Below are 20159 nucleotides of genomic sequence, written 5' to 3'. Positions count from 1 at the left end.
CAGACACGTAGCATCTGCTAGTTAATGCTTTAATCTTCAATGGTCGATAGATCTCCTGTCGGCAGATCCAGCTCCCAAGCTTTCAACACACGGCGCATAATCTTGCCGGAGCGGGTCTTGGGCAGTTTATCCTTGAACTCAATCTCACGCGGAGCGGCATGAGCAGACAAGCCTTCTTTTACAAATCGATAGATCTCTTCCTTCAGCTCCGGTGTCGGCTCATACCCCTCACGCAGTGCCACAAAGGCCTTAATGATCTCTCCGCGAGTTACATCCGGTTTGCCGATAACGCCCGCCTCTGCTACCGCAGGGTGCTCTACGAGCTTGCTCTCCACTTCAAAGGGGCCAATGCGTTCGCCTGAAGAGTTAATGACATCATCAATCCGGCCCTGGAACCAAAAGTAGCCATCTTCGTCCATATAAGCGGAATCACCGGATACATACCAGCCAGAAAGTCGGAAGTACTCTTCGTATTTGGCCGGATTATTCCAGATCTTCGCCATCATGGACGGCCAGGAAGTACGAATAGCCAGGTTACCCATACTGTATGGCGGCAGTTCCTGTCCTCGATCGTCAATAATGGCGGCTTCAATTCCCGGTAATGGACGACCCATGGAACCTGGTTTGATTGGCATGCCCGGGTAGTTACAGATAAGCTGGGCACCCGTCTCCGTCATCCACCACGTATCGTGAATTCGCTGTCCATAGACTTTCCAGCCCCAACGGACAACTTCGGGATTAAGAGGTTCACCGACGGACATGACGTGACGAAGACTGCTCAGATCATGCTGGGCAATGGTCTCTTCTCCCGCCCCCATTAACATTCGGAAAGCCGTCGGCGCACTGTACCATACGCTGACTTTATTTTTCTCAATGGTGCTGTACCAGTCTCCTGGACTAAATCGTCCCCCGCGAATAACGTTGGTCACCCCATTCAACCAGGGTGCAAAGATCCCGTAGGATGTACCTGTGACCCAACCCGGATCAGCTGTGCACCAGTATACGTCATCCTCGCGCAAATCCAGAACAACTTTGCCGGTGTAATAATGCTGAATCATCGCATTCTGCACATGATATACACCTTTCGGTTTACCTGTAGAGCCGGATGTATAGTGAATCAGCAGACCGTCTTCGCGAGTCAGCCACTCCACTTCCATATCATCCGAAGCTGCCGACATCTCTGCATCAAAGTCGATGAGTCCTTCTTCCGTCTGTGGACCACCACCCACAACAAAGATATGCTTCAGTTCCGGCAACTCGGAACGTTTGATTCGTCCCAGCAATTGAGGGGTCGTCACCAGGGCTACAGCTCCGCTATCCTCCAGTCGGTCTTTCACCGCAGTTTCCATAAAGGCTTCAAATAGCGGACCTGCAACAGCCCCAACCTTCAATATGCCCAACAGACTAAAATAGAGCTCAGGACTGCGTGGCATAAAAATAAATACCCGATCACTTTTAGCAATGCCATATTTACGCAGGACGTTACCGAAGCGACTCGACTGCTCACTCAAGTCAGCAAACGTGTATGCCTCTTCACGCGAAGCATCACTGTATAATAGCGCCGTTCTCCCGCCTCTTCCTTCCAGCACATGACGATCTATCGCTTCATGCGCCATGTTGACTTTCCCGCTGGCGTGCCACGTAAAGTGCTTTTCAACCGATTCCCAATCAAACCGGCTTCGGGCCTCCGTGTAATCGCCCAGATTAGATTCAGACACAACCGTTTGCAGCATCTCACCATGTGCTTGACTCATGCTTGCCAGCCTCCTTCAACTCGACATTTCGATTCCCAATATGGGTCACTTCTGATTGCCTTTGTGTTGACTGAACTTCCAGTTAGCGCTTACATTAGTAGAGAGAACTTCTCATCATGTACTTGCCCAGGCCAAACCGATGAACCCAAACTGCAGTTGAATTGTGAACATTTTTTGTCTACGCAATTATAGCAAATCTTTTCAATCATCGTCTATGGCTTTTCAAATTTTTGGTTTTTTGCTATAAGTAGGGGGAGAGAGGAGCATGAACTATGGAGCATATTAAGGAGCATCATATGCGTTCCATCTTCAAGTCCGGCCACCGAATCATCATTGAGGGACCAGTTCAGGCCGAGACGATTACGCAGCTTGAATTTCATTCCGATCTGGATGCCTTCCGGCGCCCTTCGGAACAACAGGAGGCATTGGCCGAAATTGCCGCTTTGCCTGAAGGTCGAATCATCATTGCACGGGAGAATGAAACCATTGTCGGTTATGTGACTTTCCATTATGCAGATGAATGCGAACGTTGGTCGGAAGGCAATATGACCGATCTAATTGAGCTGGGCGCCATTGAGGTTGCGGATTCCTATCGCTCTCTCGGGATTGGGCGAGAAATGCTGCTCACCGCGTTTGAAAATGGACAGATGGAGAAATATATCATATTCACAACGGAATATTACTGGCATTGGGATTTGAAGGGCAGCGCCCTTTCCGTGTGGGATTACCGCAAGATGATGGAAAAATTGATGCAAACCGTAGACATGACTTGGTACGCCACCGATGATCCCGAGATTTGTTCACATCCGGCGAACTGCCTCATGGTCCGTATTGGCAGCCAAGTACCCCTGGAATCGGAAGAACAGTTCGACCGCGTTCGATTCCGCCATCGTTTTATGTATTAATCACGAATTCGCATGAAAGATTCCGAATACGTATACATAGAAAAACCGCCTCTTCGCGAACAGGTTCATCAAGGATGATCTGAAAGGAGGAAGCGGTTTTTGTTGTTTTTGAGCCTATACCATGCTCAACATGCGTATACCTTATGGGGTTACATATGTTCCAGCATATGTTCCACAATACGGTGAGAGCGCTGGGAAGACTCCACAGTAAACTCGGCAAAGTTCACATGTGCTGATCCATCTGCTTTGTCAGACATTGCGCGAAGTATAACGAACGGAACACGGTTCATGAAGCTTACTTGCGCTACGGCAGCTCCCTCCATCTCCGCACATGCCCCATTCATTTCGGTATACAGCATTTTCACCGTATCCTTGTTTGCAATGAATTGATCTCCTGACAGCACTTTGCCGATCAGATAGTTCGCTCCTTGCGCTTTGCAGGCTTCTTCAGCTAACGCAATAAGGGATGCTTCCGCCAGAAAGGCGGACGTCTCCTGGTAAGGAATAACCCCGCGCTCAAATCCAAGTGGAGTCACATCCATATCATGCTGTACACATTCGGACGAGATGACCATATCTCCAATGTTCAACTCCGGATTAACTGCACCCGCAACACCCGTGAAAATAATACGGTTAACCTGAAAACGATCAATTAAAATCTGTGTCGTCACAGCTGCATTTACTTTACCCACGCCTGATTTGCAGACCACAATCTGTTTACCCAGCCATTCACCTGCGACATAGGTAATACCGGTTTGTTTTACAGTCTCTAGTTGCTTCATACCAGCTAAGAGAAGTTCTACTTCCTCATCCATTGCACCAATGATACCGATCGTTTCACGCATGTTATGACCTCCTATATAGCATTCTGCATGCAAACCTGGACTCGTTTCCCTCCAAGTATGTTTTTAGTCTACGTCCAAAACCCATTCAGCACAAAAGCTCCGTTTCCGGAGCTTCCGTCATTCCACTATGTAGAGAGAATGCCTTCTCCCTTTCTTAAACCATTTCCATTTCAATCGGAAATGACGATGAATCATCCAAGCCTGTATTTAAACTACGTCTGCATGGCTTACAGACAGACGAAGAATCGTTTCATGCGGCAAAATAACCCGTGGGTTTTCCACATTTTCTTTCTTCATAAGCTTGGTCAGCAAACGCATTGCTACAGCACCCAGGTCATACATCGGTTGAGCTACAGTAGTCAACTGAGGGCGGACCATGGAAGCCATACGAATGTTATCCACACTGATGATGGAGAAGTCATCCGGTACCTTCAGACCTTCATCCTGAATGCTGTGAATAGCACCAATTGCCATCTCATCTGTTGCAGCAAAGATTGCCGATGGTTTTTTCTTCAAACCGAGGAAATACTTCATCGCTTCCACACCAGACTCATAACGATAGTTACCAATGCGTACGAGATCCTCCTGATATTCCATACCTGCTGCTTCAAGCGCTTTCTTGTACCCTTGGAAACGAGCATAACCGTTGGCAGGATCTTGCAGTGTACCACTGATCATTGCGATTTCCTTGTGTCCATGACGGATCAACGTATTTACAGCGTCAAATGCCGCTGCTTCATGATCGATATCTACAGAAGGGTACGTGCCCTTCTCGTCACTTGTTGCACAGAGAACAATCGGCACAGCCGCTGATTGGAACGCCTGAATATGCTCGTCCGTCACAGTTCCACCCATGAAGAGCAGACCGTCCACTTGTTTCTCGAGCAACGTGTTAATTACACGAATTTCTTTTTCTTTCTTCTTATCCGCGTTACACAAAATAATGTTGTAGTGATACATATTCGCAATATCTTCAATTCCGCGGGCAATCTCTGCAAAGGTTGAGTTCGAAATGTCCGGAATAACGACCCCGACCGTGGTTGTCTTCTTGCTCGCCAAGCCTCTGGCTACCGCATTCGGACGATATCCCAACCGATCGATGGCTTCATATACTTTTTTGCGTGTCTGTGGCTTAACATTAGGGTTATTATTAACAACCCGTGATACCGTTGCCATAGAGACACCGGCCTCACGTGCCACATCATAAATGGTTACCGTCACAGTACTTCTCTCCATTACCAGTAAATTTTCATACCATTTTCATTAAGATTTATATTACGACAAATTTATGCATTAATCAATTAAAATAGGCTTTAGGACTCACGCAGTGCATTCGTGATTGTGGTTGAAGTAATATTCGAGTGGGAAGTATGCCATACAGGAATTCCCTTTTTGACTAGAATCGCCTGCGGAGATTCGTGCTTAACACCCAGCTTGTCCGCTGCTTCATTGGACACAGGGCGATCTTCCACTACATAAATGATACCGTATTTCACTTGTTCACTTGGACTATTTTGCAAATAATCGTTCATCTCCTGATAAGCATTCGCGCTGATCGGGCAGCGTGTACTGTGCTTAAACAGAAGCAAGGGTTGATCCTCGGTAGCCTCCACTGCGGAGTTTAGCTGTTCAATACTTGTCATTTTAGTCATGTCAGCCATTTGATATACATCCTCCTTTACCAGGATTACCGCTATGTTGAGCGTTTTCACTCTACGATATCTTAACAAAAAGCGGGCGAAAAAGCCAATTTTCATGAAAACAAGCATTTTGCACGTCAAAATTAGACAGCATTCGAGAAGTGCGCCTGCCATACAAAGCCGGATAATTGACCTAATCTGCGCTGTGTTGTCTCGATCCATTCTTGATCATTAGATTTTTGAGCATAGCCCATAATATCCAGCAGAAGGTTAATTCTCTCCTCCACAGCACGTTGCATCCGATGCTCCATCTCACGATCCGAAGCGTCCGGCCAGGCCAACAATTGTTCATGGAAGAGGTCCGCAAGTTCATTACGCGCTCCAAACGATACATCCTGTTTCGCTGGCTGTTCGCCGAGTGTACTGATGCACTCTTTCAAATCCGGCTTGACCGGCTGAAGTACCTCATAGGAAACACAGTCTGTACAAGCAAATACAGGTACGTTACGAATCTCCACCTTTTTGGCATATACCACCGTTCTTAATTCCAATTCCATTACATGTCCGCATCTGCACGTCTTACGCACAGTCATCACCTCATTCGTTCTATACTCTTATATAGATACCATTCGACCTATTTCCGCTCAAATCCTGCTATAAACCATAGGTTGCACAAATTACCACCGTCTCCAGAAGAAGGTTGTCGAATGTAGGCATTCATTGAGTTGTAATCGCTTCCCTTCTGGCGAGATTGCATGACGATGAAGTCACCATGAGAATCTGTTACAATAAAGACGCTATGTGCTAATTACCGCAAAAGGAGAGATGATGATGAGATTAACAGGCAAAAAAGTCATCGCCCTGGTCGATGAAGAATTCGAAGATCTAGAACTGTGGTATCCGGTGCATCGTGTCCGTGAAGAAGGTGCTGAGGTGCATCTCGCCGGAGAGAAAAAAGGCAAAACCTACATTGGTAAATATGGTGTTCCCGCCGAAGCGGAATACAGTTTTGATGAATTGGATAGTTCAAACTATGATGGTATTCTTGTACCCGGGGGCTGGGCACCAGACAAGCTTCGTCGCTACCCCAAAGTACTTGAGCTCGTCAAGGAAATGCATGCGGATCGTAAGCCGATTGGACAGATCTGTCACGCAGGCTGGGTACTGATATCCGCCAAAATACTGGACGGGGTTACAGTCACATCTACACCGGGTATCCGGGATGACATGGAAAATGCGGGAGCCATCTGGAAAGATGAAGCCGTTGTTGTGGATGGACACATCATTTCAGCTCGTCGTCCACCTGACCTTCCGCCATATGGCAAAGCATTCTGCGATGCACTTGCTGAAAAATAAAACAAACCCCCGCGCCAATGGCGTGGGGGTTTTATCGTTAAAATAAGACTATTTTCCAAAATTGTACAAAAGTTAATATTTTCACTTAAAGGTATTTATTTGAAAATATCCCATTCAAGATGCATTCGATCCACTCTGTTCATCTGGACTGCCCATCGAATCATTGAAGACCTGTAGGCGCTCTTCGATGTCTGCACTTGTCCGCAGAGTGAAGCAATCATGGGCTGCCTCTTTGGCAGCCGCAGCCGTCGTATTCAATACCCTGTGCTTCACACGCAGCAAGGATTGTGGAGACATACTCAGATTGCTAATCCCCAGCTCCAGCCATAGGGGAATCGAACGCTCATCTCCTGCCATCTCTCCGCAAACACTGACATCAATGCCTGCCGTATGTGCCGCATCGACTGTTGCGCGAAGCATGCGAAGTACAGCCGGGTGATACGGATGGTACATATGTGCGATCTGCTCATTCATTCGATCGACAGCCAGTACATATTGTACTAGATCATTGGTACCTATGCTGAAGAAATCAGCTTCTTCGGCAAGCAAATCGGCGATCATCACCGCTGCCGGAACCTCAATCATGATGCCCACCTGAATATGCGGATCGTACGGCAATTTGCGCTCGTCCAGATCAGACATCGCTTCACGCAGGATTTCATTGGCCTCCTGAAGTTCTTCTACCGAAGAGATCATCGGATACATAATTTTGACATTGCACGCAGCACTGGCCCGAAGAATGGCTGTGAGCTGTGTTTTGAACAGATCTTTTCGGTCCAGACTGATCCGAATCGCACGATATCCCAAAAATGGATTATCTTCTTCTGGCAGTTCAAAATAGTCCAGCTGCTTGTCACCACCGATATCGAGCGTACGAATAACGACAGACTGACCAGCAGTTTTCTCAGCAACAAGACGATAGACCTCATACTGTTCCTGCTCACCCGGGAACGTAGCACGGTCCATGTATAGGAACTCTGTCCGGAACAACCCCACACCTTTTGCCCCATGTTTCAGCGCCATATCCAATTCCTTGACGGAACTGATGTTAGAAGCCAGATGCAGCACGGAACCATCTTTGGTTACGGCATCCACTGTTGCAAGTACCTGCAGCTGTTCTTTTTTCTTCAATTGTTTGCTACGAATCATCGTGTACCGTTCAATTGTCTTCCGATCCGGCTCCGTAAATACGAGGCCATTATCTCCGTCGACAACCAGCATATCTCCGGTCTCCACCGGCATGCCAAGACTCGCTTCCAAACCGGAAACGAGAGGAATGCCAAGAGCACGAGCCATAATTGCCGAATGTGATGTTTTGCCTCCGATAAGTGTCACAATGCCCAGCACGTGGCTTGGATTCAAATGCGCCAATTGAGAGGGAGACAGCTCTTTGGCCACGAGTATATAAGGCTGGGTATCCGATGGAAGCGTAATTTCCGGTGCACCCAGCAGATGCTTTAATAGACGGTTCCCCACGTCCTTGATGTCAATGGCCCGCTCCTTCATATACTCGTCTTCGAGCAGATCAAACATGGTGACAAAATGATCAATAGCCTCTTTGACGGCTACTTCTGCCGCTTTGTACTGCCGTTCAATAATGCCTCGAATTTCGTTCATGAATACCGGATCTTCCAGAATGGCCAGATGCGCATCAAAGATGCTGGACTCTTCAGGACCGACCACTTCCTTGAACTCGTTCTTGATATATTCAATCTCATCCTTGGATGTCCGTATGCCCTCGTACAGCCGTTCGAACTCTTGGGCGAGATCCACCGAATCCATCTTCTGATCCGGCAGATCCCATTCCCAACTGGGCAGGACAAATGCTTTGCCGATGGCTATGCCTGCAGCGCCGTTGATGCCTTGTATCTTCATTCTACCCCTCCAACGTTCCTGTCATAGAGCACCACGGACATAACGGATGCCTGACCTTTCTTAACTTGCTTAAATGGAGCAAAGCTCCATGATTTGACACGATCGGGATTCGTGATAACCATCGGTGTCGTCAGCGATGCCGCCTCGGCTCGCAATACAGCCAGGTCAAACTTGATTAACAACTGACCCGGCTCCACCGTATCCCCTTCCTGAACAAAGGCTTCAAAGTGGCCTTTCAATTGGGATGTGTCAATACCGATATGCAACAGAACCTCAAGTCCCTCCCGGGTTGATATGCCCAGTGCGTGCATCGTCGGATACATGTGCATAATCGTTCCATATACGGGTGAGACTAGCTCTCCTTTTTCCGGAACAAAGGCTACTCCATCACCCACAAGCTTGGCTGCAAATATCTGATCCGGCACCTCTTCAATTGGCAGCATTTTGCCCTGCACAGGAGCACAGAACAGAACTTGTTGCAGATCCCGTTCGAGCAGCTTCGCAATCTCTTCCCGGATTAATTCCGAATAGGTGCCGAATACCACTTGTACGTTACCGCCACCCAGCTTAATGAGCCCTGCCGACCCCATACTCTTCATTGCACCTGTATCGATTAACCGATCATTATGCACGGTGAGTCGAAGTCGTGTAATACAGGCCTCTACCTGTACAATGTTTTCTTTCCCGCCCAATGCTTCCAAAATGAGAGGAGCTTGATAAGGAATGTTACCTACCCAATCTTCCAGCATGGACCCTTCTTCGCGTCCTGGAGTTGGAATCTTGAACGTACGAATCGCCCACCTAAACAGGAAATAATAGACCAACCCATATAGTATGCCAATCGGTATGAGCTTCCAAGCATTTTCCGATAGATGGAAATTGAGTATGTAGTCAATAATGCCAGCCGAGTAGGAGAATCCATGACGTATATCAAGCCAATAACTGATCCACATCGCAAGTCCTGACATGACTGCATGCACGATGAACAGATAAGGTGCCGCAAACAAAAAGGCAAACTCAATCTGCTCCGATACCCCTGTCAGAAAACAAACAAGTGCGGAAGTGAGAAATGTTTTTTTGATTTTTGGCTTCAGGTCTTCCCTTGCCTCCTGAATAATCGCAAAGGCAATCGCTGGAATCGCAAACATCATGATCGGGAATAACCCGGCCATAAAATACCCTGCTGTCGGATCACCCGCAAAAAATCGCGGCAAATCCCCTTGCACAATATTGCCGTCTGCTGTTTCATACGTCCCCAGTTGGAACCAGAACACATTGTTAAGCAGATGATGCAGGCCGAATGCCACCAGCACCCTGTACAAGACCCCATATATAAACAGCCCAAAACCGCCGAGACTGTATTCCCAGGTGGCGATGGCGTTCAATGCATGTTGTAGAATGGGTGCGATCCATAACATAAAGAAAGAGAACAGTGCCGAGCACAGCCCTACGATGAGCAAAACAAACCTTGAACCACCGAAAAATTGTAAGATTTCGGGCAGTTTAATACTTTTGAAGCGATTATGCGTCACCCCGGCAAGTGCACCGAGAATAATTCCGATTAAGGAAGCAGGTTGAACGGTGCCATCCCCGAAATTGCGAGTCACCTGATCATATATCACAATACCAGCCAGAGCAGCGAGTCCCGCTTGTCCGGCCTGGTTGGAGAGTCCCAGCGCTACACCGACAGCGAACAAATACGGCAAAAAATAAAAAATACCGTGTCCGGCCACGGTAGACACTTCACCAACAACTTTCAATCCCCAGGCGTCCCAGGGCAAACTGCCAACACTCAGCAAAATTGCGGCGGCGGGCAGGACCATTGTAGGCAGCATTACCGCTCGTCCGAGCTGCTGCAAGGATCCGAGCCAATTCATGGCGACCTCTCCTTTCTATCCTAGATGGTAAGCTTTACGCAACGTTTTGTCAAAGCAAAACAGTAACCTGTTGGTAATTTATTCTATATTCCAAGTATGTAACAGAAAAATCCCGTCAACTCGAGGTTAACGGGATTTTTAGTGATTGAAATTTAACCGCGTCCAGCACCGCGCAAAACGATGGAATCCTCTACCTTGATACAACGATTCGTTACCGCTGTCATGCCGTTCTCAGCAGCAATCTGTACGGCTTCATCACTATGGATACCAAGCTGAAGCCACAATACATTCGCTTTGATCGCCGCAGCTTCACGAGCCACATCGGCACAATATTCATCACGGCGGAATACATTCACGATATCTACCGGCTCAGGGATATCTGCAAGAGTCGCATATACCGTCTCCCCGAGAATCTCACCTTGTACCTGCGGATTTACCGGGATGATGCGATAACCTCTGCTTTGCATGGCTTCCGCTACCATATAGGAAGTGCGATCTGATTTGTCCGATAAGCCGACGACTGCGATGTTGCCTGCCTTGCGCAAAAGTTGTCCAATTTCTTCACGAGTAGGATTGTTAAATTCCATGTTCAAGCACCATCCTTTTCTGCTTAACGTGTTATTTTACTCTTTTACCCATTGAACCGAGGCGCCAAGCGCCTGCAAATGATCGAAATATTGCGGATAAGACTTGGCTACATGGTGTGCATCCCGAATACGAAGCGGTTCTTTGGAACGCAGACCGACAACGGTCAGTGCCATAATTACGCGATGATCGTAGTGAGCGTTAATCTCAACGCCGCCTTCAACGCCTTCCGGACGACCATGTACGATAATCTCGGCCTGACGTTCTTCTACGTTGGCTCCTGCCTTCCGCAGTTCGTTCAAATAATCCGTAATTCGGTCACATTCCTTGTAACGTAAGTTCTCTACATTATAGAACCGTGAGGTGCCTTCCGCAAACACTGCTGCCGCTACCATGGCCAAAACCGCGTCTGTCGCGGCATCTCCATCGAATTCCACAGCTTTCAAAGTACCGTTACCTTGCACGTGAACCACATCGTTCTCATGCGTCAACGGCACTTCCATCATGCGCAGAACGTCAACAATAGCACGCTCACCTTGTTTGCTCTGTTCCATCAATCGCAAAATTTTAACATCTGATTGAGTGACCGCCGCAGCCGCGAGGACAGCTGCTGAACCCGGATAGTCTCCTTGAACCGTATATGTTTGCGGTTTATAGGCTTGGCCGCCAGGTACGCGGAAGGACATGTAATCATCACTCGCATGAATGACGATACCCGCTTGTTCCAGTACTTCCAGCGTCTGACCAATAACCACTTTGGATTTCAAGTCATTCAATACTTCAATTGTGCTGTCTTCGGCCAGAAGTGGAGTTACAAACAGCAACGCGCTCAAATACTGGGAGCTGACAGAACCGGATACACGGATATGTCCCCCCTTAGCCTGACCACCTTTGATCGTGATTGGCAAGCGTCCTTGTTCGTGCTGTACCTCAACACCGAGCTGACCAAGCGCATCGATCAGGTCATCATGTGGGCGTTTGCCAAGAGAATCCGGGTACGTATTTACAAACGTCACCTCAGGACAAAGTGCTGTTACCCCCATTAGGAAACGCAGCACTGCACCCGCATTTCCTACATTTAATTCACGCACATCATGTGGATGGCTGCCAAAGCCCTGGATAACAATTTTGCTGTCATCTTCTTCAAGCACTGCTCCAAGATCGCGAATACATCTGCGCATAGCGTCACTATCTTCACTGTGAGCCGGGTAATGGATCGTACTCGTGCCTTCTGCCAGAGCAGCAGCTAGCAAGTAGCGTGTGGTGTAGTTTTTGGAAGACAAAGCTCCAATTTCCCCTTTCAGGGATGGGGTCGGTTTAACGATAACGTCCATGGATGAAATTCTCCTTCATTGATTATAATGTGCTTCGTTAGATGATCCTGTTACGTATTTGGCTCAGGATACATGCGGTAATGCTGTACTGCCAAATTGACATTCCATACATCGCTTGGGTATCATTATAGGCGTTAAGTCCATACAGAAAAGAGGACCTGAATATGACACAAATTGCAGAAATTGAAACTTCTGAGCTACGCCGCCGTTTACTGGCGGGAGAGAAGCTGCAGATGATAGACGTCCGTGAGGACGATGAAGTCGCACAAGGCATGATCGAGGGAGCGAAACACATCCCGCTTGGACAGATTCCGGACAGACTGTCCGAAATTCAAAAGTCCGGTGAAATTGTTTTGATCTGCCGCAGTGGATACCGTAGCGAACGTGCCTGTGAGTACTTACAGCAGCTCGGATATGATGGCTGCACCAATATGGTTGGCGGCATGCTGCAATGGCAAGAGGAAAACTAAGTAACATCAGGATCGAGGTTATATGGTCAGGATAGCTAGCTGCAATCAGCAGTTCTCCATAACCACCATGCATCATGCACCCTGATTCTTACCATCAGTCAAACGGGCCAATCGGCCCGTTTTTCACATCGATCTCTCACGATCATACATCCCCATTCACCACTTTAAATCCTTCAACATATCTTCTTCCACATACGGAATGTATCCCTCTCCAGGCATCGACCCTACACTCATTTGTACGTTCTATCCCTACTCTCACTGACGAGAAAATGAAATAATTACAAGCTTAGACGCGGTAATGCGCTAAAATTAAACGAGTCACTTCAGAAGCGGATAACTCGGTTGTATCCACCGTGTAATGCGCAAACCGATATGCGTCCTTCCGTTCCTGCATAATGGTCTGAATGCGTTCCTCCGCATTGCCTGCCAAGAGCGGACGGTTATCACAGCCGCTGACGCGTTCTACTATCACTGCAGGATCAGCTGTCAGGGCAACCACCCAGCCGTTCTTCGACATGACATCACAGTTGTCCGAACGTAGTACCACACCGCCTCCGGTCGCAATCACCTGCGCCTTTTTCTCTAACACCGAGCACAACATGCGACTCTCGGCATCGCGGAAATACGCTTCTCCCTTGCCTGTGAACAACTCAGGAATCGTACAGCCTTCCTCTTTTTCCACCGCGGCGTCCACATCAATCAGTCGGTAACCTAACTCGCGCGCGAGCATGTCAGCGACGGTTGATTTGCCAGTTCCCATCATGCCGATGAGAATAATATTGTTAGACTTGCTCAAGGTGTACACTCCTTTAATTCAAGCAATTCGTGAGCACTTTTGTCCTATCATAACACAGCCCTGCGGACGGGGGAAGGCCATAGTATGACTGGCTTCCCTCCAAACATCCGCAAACACTTCCAGATCATATCGAAGCACGTCCATGTACTTCAAACGATTTTAAAGAACTCAAATCAGCCTATTTTGGAAATATAGGCGATTTTAAAATTCTAACGAATCTCGATGTAGGACCAGCTTAAGTATACGTAAAAAAAAGAGACCTGGAGCTCATCGGTATATGTACCGACTCTCCAAGTCCCCTTTCCAAGCTTCTGTTCCAGCCAAAGTCCTTGATTCAGGACAATTTAGCCTAATCTCACGGACTTGCGTTATACACTACTATTCCATCCAGTTGTGGTGGAAGCTGCCTTCTTTGTCTAGACGTTTGAACGTATGAGCACCGAAGTAGTCACGTTGTGCTTGCAGCAGGTTCGCAGGCAAACGCTCTGTACGGTAGCTATCGTAGTAGGACAAGGCACTGGAGAACCCAGGAACCGGAACGCCTTGAGTTACCGCAGCAGCTACCACTTCACGCCACGCACCTTGGTAGGATTCTACAATGTTTTGGAAGTATGGATCCAGAAGCAGGTTTTTCAGTGCTGCATCTTTGTCATACGCTTCTTTAATGTTTTGCAGGAACTGCGAACGGATGATGCAGCCACCACGGAAGATCATAGCGATGTTGCCGTATTTCAGATCCCAACCGTACTCATCGGAAGCTGCACGCATTTGGGCAAAACCTTGTGCGTAGGATACGATTTTACTTGCAAACAGTGCTTTGCGAACATTTTCGATGAACGCTTTTTTGTCGCCGGAGAATGCTTCAACCGCAGGTCCGTTCAAAATTTTACTCGCTGCCACACGCTCGTCTTTCATCGCAGACAGGAAGCGGGAGAATACGGATTCCGTAATCATGGACAATGGTACGCCGAGATCCAGCGCGCTTTGGCTTGTCCATTTTCCAGTTCCTTTTTGTCCAGCTGCATCCAGAATGACATCAACCATTGGTTTGCCCGTTTCTGGATCGTATTTGGAGAAGATGTCTGCTGTGATTTCGATCAAGTAGCTGTCCAGCTCTCCTTGATTCCATTCTGTAAAGATAGCGTGAAGCTCTTCAACGGACACATTCAACACGGATTTGAGCAGGTGGTAAGCTTCACCAATCAGCTGCATATCTCCGTATTCGATACCGTTATGCACCATTTTTACATAGTGTCCGGCACCATCTGGTCCGATATATGTACAACAAGGATCGTCACCGACTTTGGCCGAAATGGCTGTCAGGATCGGTTCAACCAGCTTGTACGCACTCTCTTGTCCACCTGGCATAATTGCAGGGCCTTTCAGAGCGCCTTCTTCCCCACCGGATACACCTGTACCGATGAAGCGAATGCCTTTGTCTTCCAGCTCTTTGCTGCGACGTTGTGTGTCAGGGAAGTATGCGTTACCGCCATCAATGATGATGTCGCCCTCATCCAAATGAGGAAGCAGTTGTTCAATGGTAGCGTCGGTTGCATAACCAGCTTGTACCATGATCAGGATTTTGCGCGGGGATTCCAGGGATGCCACAAACTCTTCAATAGAGAATGTGCCTGTCAGGTTTTTACCTTCGGCTTCTTTCAGAAGATCGTTGGTTTTCTCCGGGGAACGGTTAAATACCGATACCGTGAAACCTCTGCTTTCAATGTTAAGGGCCAAATTTTTGCCCATTACTGCAAGTCCAATGACACCGATCTGTTGTTTCGCCATCTGGTCCTCCATCCTTTGCTCCAATTAATTTTATTGAATGAATTCTCAACAATACCCCCATTTTAACGGTTTTACGCATAGAAGTGAACCCCGGACCATGGTCGCACAGCGAGAAAACACCCCAATTACCTGAGGTGTTCATCGTATTTTCATAAATACAGCGTTATATTTCAGCCTTCCAGCATCAACATGTACCCTGACAACTGCTTTAGGACTTTACGACAGGCATCTGCTTTTTCGATATTATCCGTCTGAATGGCGGCATGCAGACGCTCCAGTTCATCATCTACTTCCATGCGCAGCAGCATGAGTCGCTCCTCACCTTCGCGCGAGAGGAACATTTCTTCCATCTCTTCCGCCGTCGGCGCAGGTTCCTTTTGAAAAATAACACGCTGTTTGAACCCGGATACTTCAACGAGACGAATGACTTCACCGAACAAAATATTTTCCACGGTCATCTGCTGATCCTTAAAGCGTTTCACAACGGCATGCCCACGTGTATCCCCAATCAGCTTCTCTAACCATTCCGCAAGTTTTGCATCCTTAATAATATAATCTCCCGTCATTTTGTAATTCCCACTGCGCGTCTGTTGAAAACGGAGCTTTACCAGCTTGCGTCCGGTACGGACTGACAGAATAAAAAAGGATTCGTCCTCGCTCCAATATAGTGAATACCCCTCACGAATAAGGTCTTTGATCAAATTTTGGATATGCCGACGGTTGAACCGCAGCTCCAGATTGCAATATTCAACTTCATAACTCTTATTCACGGCACTCCCTCCATCTGTACCGGAGATGCTCCGGCCATCTTCTTCAATCGCTTCTACTCAATCGGCTTACCCTATTTTATACTTCATTTTATGTAAGGGTACTTGGTTATTTGACTATTTTTCACCGATTGATCCGGAGGATCGCAGCTTTCCGCAGATGCACAGGGGCAAGCCCCCGTTTTTTCATGATATAACGGACGCGAAATGGAGGTATGCAGAGGTCATGTGCGGACTGCGAGTTGATCGGAATGATCCGCTGGCTGCAGATCGGGACAAGTTCCTGGAAACAGTTCGTTCAAGGTTCAAAACACTGCTGCCGCTCTACAAGATGTCTATGTCTTAAGCAGACATGGAGTACCGTGAACAGTTAGCTCCCGAAGTTGACTACTACGGCGGTCAGAATAATCTTCACGTCGTTAGCTAAATAGATGGACTATGCTACATAAAAAGGGAGTTCCACAACCTGTACGGTTGTTGGAACTCCCTTTTCTTATTAGATCAACCTTACCAGGCTTCATCGCATCATTTAGCAGGAGCTGTACGATACGGTTTACGGGATAAGACATAATGCACAACGGCAAGTCCAGCCATAACGACAGCACTTCCGATAAATGGAGCCGGATGACTAATGTGATCCCACAGCAGTCCGGATACAATCGGTCCTACGACCATGCCTGATCCCTGAAGGGTCAGGAAGAAACCCCAGATCGCTCCGCGTTCTCCTTTGGGAATCAATGTGGCTACAAATGCATTCCAGGCCGGGAGAATCATCGCATAGCTGACACCAACCAGCATGACGATGCCGAACACAACAGGAATAGACGTAATGGAAGAAAAAGCAAACAGACTTGCTGCTGCCATTAAAAAACCGATGTTCAGGAACGGTGCCGTGCCAAACCGGTCTACCATTTTCCCTACAGGCAGCAGTGCAATGACCGTGATGCCACCACCGGCTATTAGCAACAAGCTATACAGGTTGGGCGAGATGTGCAGGTCTGTGCGAGTGTATAACGTAATCACGGGACTGAGCAGACCAATAACAAAGGACTGCATGAACAGTGCAGGATATACGAGCGGATTCACGTTAAGTGTACTGCGTACCCGTTGCAATGTGCCCTGGACACTGTTTTTGAGTCGGATGAAAGGCGTAAGAATATTCGGTTTAGCCGGATATTTCATGTCTGCCCGCTTAGTCTCACTTTCCGCATGCTCACCCTCAACAACGACACGTCCGGGTAGAATCAAAGCGACCAGAATGACCAGAATTGCAACACCCATCAACACCAGGAAAATGGTGCGATAATCGTGATGCGTCCGTTCCAATAGCCAGTTCATTCCGATCGGCCCAAGTCCAGTTCCTCCAAGTGCCGCCATCTCCAGCGCACCCATGGCTGTACCGTTCTTGTTCTGCGGCCCCGACATCGCGGTCACGCCCGTCATGGCGCAAGGCCAAAGGGGTGACGTACCAACTCCAAGAATGAGACAAGCCATGGCAAGGCCAAATGCACTTTTGAAAAAGATAATCATGATTACAGCTACTAATGTACAAATTAGGGCCGTCACCATTGTAGCGCGGAACCCGATCCGTTCTGCTGCCCAGCCAGAGGGAGCCCTGAACAGATTATCTCCCAAATATTGAAGGGCAAAGGCCACACCTATTACGCCAGCGGACAAGCCTAGAATATTGTCCATATACACGGGCAAAATAGCGACCAGCAGAGCACCCTTGATGATTTCAACTAGAAAAAGCGTTAGCCACATGGCTATAAAGAAAGGTGATCGCAGGATTTTGGCTGGTTTTGTATTGGTTTGCATTCTTTTTCCCCTTTCGATGCTTGCTTGCCCATCTCCTATCCTTACTGTAACCCTCGGGGATGTGTCCAAATCTCAGCAATTCGAAAAATTGTCAAGCAATACTGCTTGCATTCGGTTCTTAATTTGCTATACTCAAATTTGTTTGAGATTACAAAATGATAAGTTATCAGCAAAGCTGAACTAAATCCGTGATCGCAAGAAAAACATCCGCTACATGCGGTCTGTCTTCATAGAATTTACGTCGAAAGACGTTTTTCTTACAAATTATAATTAGGAAAGGTTGTGACAGCACTGATGGATCACCGCCGTACGCCGCTGTTTACCGCTTTAAAAAATCACGCGGCACTCAATCCGGTGCAATTTCATATTCCGGGACATAAAAAAGGATTGGGAACGGACACCGAATTTCGTGAATTTATCGGCGATAATGCCCTCTCCATAGATTTGATTAACATCGCACCGCTAGATGATTTGCATCAGCCCACCGGTGTCATTGAGGAAGCGCAGATTCTGGCAGCCGATGCCTTCGGAGCCGATTATACCTATTTTAGTGTACAAGGCACAAGCAGTGCCATCATGACCATGATTCTGTCCGTATGTGAACCGGGTGACAAGATTATTGTGCCCCGTAATGTGCATAAATCGGTCATGTCTGCCATCATTTTCTCAGGAGCGAAACCCGTGTTCGTCTCTCCAGCGCAGGATGCCAATCTAGGAATCGATCACGGTGTCACTACAGGCGCGATCCGACGTGCCCTTGAGCGTCATCCCGATGCCAAGGCATTGCTCGTCATTAACCCAACGTACTTCGGTGTATGTACCGATCTAAAAGAAATTGTTGAACTGGCGCATAGCTATCAGGTCCCAGTACTTGTGGATGAAGCGCATGGCGTACTCATTCATTTCCATGAAGATCTGCCGCTCTCAGCCATGGCCGCCGGGGCTGATATGGCTGCGACGAGTGTACACAAGCTGGGTGGTTCGATGACTCAGAGTTCTGTACTCAATCTGAACACGAAGAATGGTTATGTGAATCCGCAACGTGTACAAACTATTCTGAGTATGTTGACTTCAACGTCGACTTCCTACATCCTTCTGGCTTCGCTCGACACGTCGAGACGAAATCTGGCTCTAAATGGCCATCAGATGGCACAGAAGGCCATTGATTTGGCTGAGTTTGCAAGACGCTCCATTAATGATATGGACGGATTGTATTGCTTCGGCAGAGAGCTGCTGGGCACAGAGGCTACTTTTAATTACGACCCAACCAAAGTAACCATTCATGTTCGTCACCTTGGAATTACAGGTTACGAAACAGAGAACTGGCTACGTGAGCATTACAAAATCGAGGTAGAGCTCAGTGATATGTATAATATTCTGTGCCTCATCACGCCGGGAGATACGGATGACTCCGTAGAAATCTTGCTGAACGCCCTGCAAGATCTATCCCGTACGTATTATCAAGTGAATCCAGCCCACGAGCTGGTGGTTAAGGTTCCAGATGTACCACAGCTGATGCTGACTCCACGTGATGCGTTCTATGGTGATACCGAAGTCATTCCTTTCAAGGAATCCGCTGGCCGGATTATTTCGGAATTCATCTACGTATATCCACCAGGAATTCCGATTCTGCTGCCAGGTGAGGTTATCACTCAGGAGAACATCGACTACATCATTGATCATGTTGAAGTTGGACTGCCTGTAAAAGGACCTGAAGACCGTAGCGTAACCAATGTAAAAGTCATCGTGGAAGCAGATGCGATTTTCTAGAACAGCCACCTCTTCATGAGGTTGATCGATCTCTAAGGACCAAGCGGGATGCTTGGTCCTTTTTATTTTTTTCTCCACACAGACTTGTCCTGTCTTGTGTTATGATCGCTGTCTTATTTGCATTTTCCCACCTATTCCACTGTCCCTATGGCAAGAAAAAACAGCATTTACACCTAATAAAAAGCAAACAAAAGGCCCCCTGTAATCAAGGAGCCTTCTTGCTTTATTCCAAAAGGATGACTATTCTTGGCTTGCAACGAGTTCGTTGTACGCCGCTTCAACACGGGTCCACTCTTCTTCGTCTTCAATATTGTAGAGCACCATTTCCTCGTCTTCTTCTTCCATACGCAGAATGATGCCGTCAGCTTCAGGATTGTTACGTTCCAGCAGGAGCGCATAAACATGCTTCTCCACGTCAAACGTCTCCACCAGAACCATTTCCACGTCATTTCCGTTCTCGTCTGTCAGTGTCAGAAGAACTTCTTCATGCTCGTGGTCGTGGTCGTGGTCTTGACCGCATCCGCAGGCATCGCCGTGTTCATGTGTGTGATCGCTCATTGATATACCTCGCTTTATAAA

General features: G+C 47.7%; 18 protein-coding genes. 4 read left to right on the top strand and 14 right to left on the bottom strand.

The window, feature by feature from the left end; genetic code table 11:
- Positions 1-29 precede the first annotated feature (29 nt).
- Complete coding sequence (acsA, locus tag MHB84_RS22590; RefSeq protein ID WP_076288212.1) at positions 30-1754, bottom strand: acetate--CoA ligase; 1725 nt, start codon at positions 1752-1754, stop codon at positions 30-32.
- Between the two features lie 272 nt (positions 1755-2026).
- Between acsA and MHB84_RS22585 the strand changes: the two genes are divergently transcribed.
- Complete coding sequence (locus MHB84_RS22585) at positions 2027-2659, top strand: GNAT family N-acetyltransferase (RefSeq protein ID WP_076288211.1); 633 nt, start codon at positions 2027-2029, stop codon at positions 2657-2659.
- A 149-nt stretch (positions 2660-2808) separates the two neighbouring features.
- On the opposite strand, the gene MHB84_RS22580 is transcribed toward MHB84_RS22585, so the two are convergent.
- The 4 genes from MHB84_RS22580 to MHB84_RS22565 form a co-directional block, all read right to left on the bottom strand.
- Positions 2809-3504, bottom strand: a complete 696-nt coding sequence (locus MHB84_RS22580; RefSeq protein ID WP_076288210.1) for a 5'-methylthioadenosine/adenosylhomocysteine nucleosidase — start codon at positions 3502-3504, stop codon at positions 2809-2811.
- Positions 3505-3711: 207 nt separating this feature from the next.
- Positions 3712-4725 (bottom strand): catabolite control protein A, encoded by a 1014-nt coding sequence (ccpA, locus tag MHB84_RS22575; RefSeq protein WP_024631149.1) that lies wholly within the window; start codon positions 4723-4725, stop codon positions 3712-3714.
- A 92-nt stretch (positions 4726-4817) separates the two neighbouring features.
- The gene (gene ytxJ / locus MHB84_RS22570; RefSeq protein ID WP_076288209.1) at positions 4818-5165 is read right to left on the bottom strand and encodes a bacillithiol system redox-active protein YtxJ; all 348 of its coding nucleotides are present in this window, start codon (positions 5163-5165) and stop codon (positions 4818-4820) included.
- Positions 5166-5287: 122 nt separating this feature from the next.
- Entirely contained in the window at positions 5288-5701 is a 414-nt protein-coding gene (locus MHB84_RS22565) for a hypothetical protein (RefSeq protein WP_083678798.1), read from the bottom strand.
- Positions 5702-5972: 271 nt separating this feature from the next.
- Between MHB84_RS22565 and MHB84_RS22560 the strand changes: the two genes are divergently transcribed.
- Positions 5973-6500 carry a type 1 glutamine amidotransferase domain-containing protein gene (locus MHB84_RS22560; protein WP_076288207.1) on the top strand — a complete coding sequence of 176 codons (528 nt, stop codon included), beginning with the start codon at positions 5973-5975 and terminating at the stop codon, positions 6498-6500.
- Between the two features lie 114 nt (positions 6501-6614).
- Here MHB84_RS22560 and ptsP read toward each other — a convergent pair whose 3' ends face one another.
- The 4 genes from ptsP to aroA form a co-directional block, all read right to left on the bottom strand.
- Positions 6615-8375, bottom strand: coding sequence for a phosphoenolpyruvate--protein phosphotransferase (ptsP, locus tag MHB84_RS22555; RefSeq protein ID WP_076288206.1), 1761 nt, complete (start codon positions 8373-8375; stop codon positions 6615-6617).
- Positions 8372-10252, bottom strand: coding sequence for a glucose PTS transporter subunit IIA (locus tag MHB84_RS22550; protein WP_063565571.1), 1881 nt, complete (start codon positions 10250-10252; stop codon positions 8372-8374). Before MHB84_RS22550 ends, ptsP begins: the two co-directional genes overlap by 4 nt.
- A 152-nt stretch (positions 10253-10404) precedes the next feature.
- Positions 10405-10839 (bottom strand): CoA-binding protein, encoded by a 435-nt coding sequence (locus MHB84_RS22545; protein WP_053784277.1) that lies wholly within the window; start codon positions 10837-10839, stop codon positions 10405-10407.
- 36 nt (positions 10840-10875) lie between these two features.
- Positions 10876-12171, bottom strand: coding sequence for a 3-phosphoshikimate 1-carboxyvinyltransferase (aroA, locus tag MHB84_RS22540; protein ID WP_076288205.1), 1296 nt, complete (start codon positions 12169-12171; stop codon positions 10876-10878).
- A 164-nt stretch (positions 12172-12335) separates the two neighbouring features.
- Here aroA and MHB84_RS22535 point away from each other — a divergent pair, with 164 nt between their 5' ends.
- Positions 12336-12641 carry a rhodanese-like domain-containing protein gene (locus MHB84_RS22535; RefSeq protein WP_076288204.1) on the top strand — a complete coding sequence of 102 codons (306 nt, stop codon included), beginning with the start codon at positions 12336-12338 and terminating at the stop codon, positions 12639-12641.
- A 286-nt stretch (positions 12642-12927) separates the two neighbouring features.
- Here the strand turns inward: MHB84_RS22535 and MHB84_RS22530 are convergent, their stop codons facing one another.
- From MHB84_RS22530 to MHB84_RS22515, 4 genes are all read right to left on the bottom strand, one after another.
- Positions 12928-13437 (bottom strand): shikimate kinase, encoded by a 510-nt coding sequence (locus tag MHB84_RS22530; protein ID WP_246318202.1) that lies wholly within the window; start codon positions 13435-13437, stop codon positions 12928-12930.
- Between the two features lie 378 nt (positions 13438-13815).
- On the bottom strand, positions 13816-15225 hold the full coding sequence (gndA, locus tag MHB84_RS22525) for an NADP-dependent phosphogluconate dehydrogenase (RefSeq protein WP_064636561.1): 1410 nt from the start codon (positions 15223-15225) through the stop codon (positions 13816-13818).
- Between the two features lie 170 nt (positions 15226-15395).
- A complete protein-coding gene (locus MHB84_RS22520; protein WP_076288203.1) occupies positions 15396-15995 on the bottom strand; it encodes a hypothetical protein in 600 nt (199 codons plus the stop codon).
- Between the two features lie 522 nt (positions 15996-16517).
- Entirely contained in the window at positions 16518-17810 is a 1293-nt protein-coding gene (locus MHB84_RS22515) for an MFS transporter (RefSeq protein WP_076288202.1), read from the bottom strand.
- Between the two features lie 294 nt (positions 17811-18104).
- Here MHB84_RS22515 and MHB84_RS22510 point away from each other — a divergent pair, with 294 nt between their 5' ends.
- Positions 18105-19580, top strand: coding sequence for an aminotransferase class I/II-fold pyridoxal phosphate-dependent enzyme (locus MHB84_RS22510; protein ID WP_063565751.1), 1476 nt, complete (start codon positions 18105-18107; stop codon positions 19578-19580).
- A 240-nt stretch (positions 19581-19820) separates the two neighbouring features.
- Here MHB84_RS22510 and MHB84_RS22505 read toward each other — a convergent pair whose 3' ends face one another.
- Positions 19821-20138: a DUF1292 domain-containing protein gene (locus MHB84_RS22505; protein ID WP_063565566.1), complete on the bottom strand. Its 318-nt coding sequence runs from the start codon at positions 20136-20138 to the stop codon at positions 19821-19823.
- Positions 20139-20159: the final 21 nt, after the last annotated feature.

Origin of the sequence: Paenibacillus sp. FSL F4-0087 (genome assembly GCF_038020215.1) — a bacterium.
In the GTDB taxonomy this organism is placed as follows: domain Bacteria; phylum Bacillota; class Bacilli; order Paenibacillales; family Paenibacillaceae; genus Paenibacillus; species Paenibacillus taichungensis.
This window is presented reverse-complemented; position numbering and strand designations above follow the sequence as displayed.

What these genes read in the sequence shown, in the direction of transcription:
- acsA (WP_076288212.1), bottom strand. Translation starts at nt 1,754, where the DNA reads ATGAGTCAAGCACATGGTGAGATGCTGCAAACGGTTGTGTCTGAATCT.
- MHB84_RS22585 (WP_076288211.1), top strand. Translation starts at nt 2,027, where the DNA reads ATGGAGCATATTAAGGAGCATCATATGCGTTCCATCTTCAAGTCCGGC.
- MHB84_RS22580 (WP_076288210.1), bottom strand. Translation starts at nt 3,504, where the DNA reads ATGCGTGAAACGATCGGTATCATTGGTGCAATGGATGAGGAAGTAGAA.
- ytxJ (WP_076288209.1), bottom strand. Translation starts at nt 5,165, where the DNA reads ATGGCTGACATGACTAAAATGACAAGTATTGAACAGCTAAACTCCGCA.
- MHB84_RS22565 (WP_083678798.1), bottom strand. Translation starts at nt 5,701, where the DNA reads ATGGAATTGGAATTAAGAACGGTGGTATATGCCAAAAAGGTGGAGATT.
- MHB84_RS22560 (WP_076288207.1), top strand. Translation starts at nt 5,973, where the DNA reads ATGATGAGATTAACAGGCAAAAAAGTCATCGCCCTGGTCGATGAAGAA.
- ptsP (WP_076288206.1), bottom strand. Translation starts at nt 8,375, where the DNA reads ATGAAGATACAAGGCATCAACGGCGCTGCAGGCATAGCCATCGGCAAA.
- MHB84_RS22550 (WP_063565571.1), bottom strand. Translation starts at nt 10,252, where the DNA reads ATGAATTGGCTCGGATCCTTGCAGCAGCTCGGACGAGCGGTAATGCTG.
- MHB84_RS22545 (WP_053784277.1), bottom strand. Translation starts at nt 10,839, where the DNA reads ATGGAATTTAACAATCCTACTCGTGAAGAAATTGGACAACTTTTGCGC.
- aroA (WP_076288205.1), bottom strand. Translation starts at nt 12,171, where the DNA reads ATGGACGTTATCGTTAAACCGACCCCATCCCTGAAAGGGGAAATTGGA.
- MHB84_RS22535 (WP_076288204.1), top strand. Translation starts at nt 12,336, where the DNA reads ATGACACAAATTGCAGAAATTGAAACTTCTGAGCTACGCCGCCGTTTA.
- gndA (WP_064636561.1), bottom strand. Translation starts at nt 15,225, where the DNA reads ATGGCGAAACAACAGATCGGTGTCATTGGACTTGCAGTAATGGGCAAA.
- MHB84_RS22515 (WP_076288202.1), bottom strand. Translation starts at nt 17,810, where the DNA reads ATGCAAACCAATACAAAACCAGCCAAAATCCTGCGATCACCTTTCTTT.
- MHB84_RS22510 (WP_063565751.1), top strand. Translation starts at nt 18,105, where the DNA reads ATGGATCACCGCCGTACGCCGCTGTTTACCGCTTTAAAAAATCACGCG.
- MHB84_RS22505 (WP_063565566.1), bottom strand. Translation starts at nt 20,138, where the DNA reads ATGAGCGATCACACACATGAACACGGCGATGCCTGCGGATGCGGTCAA.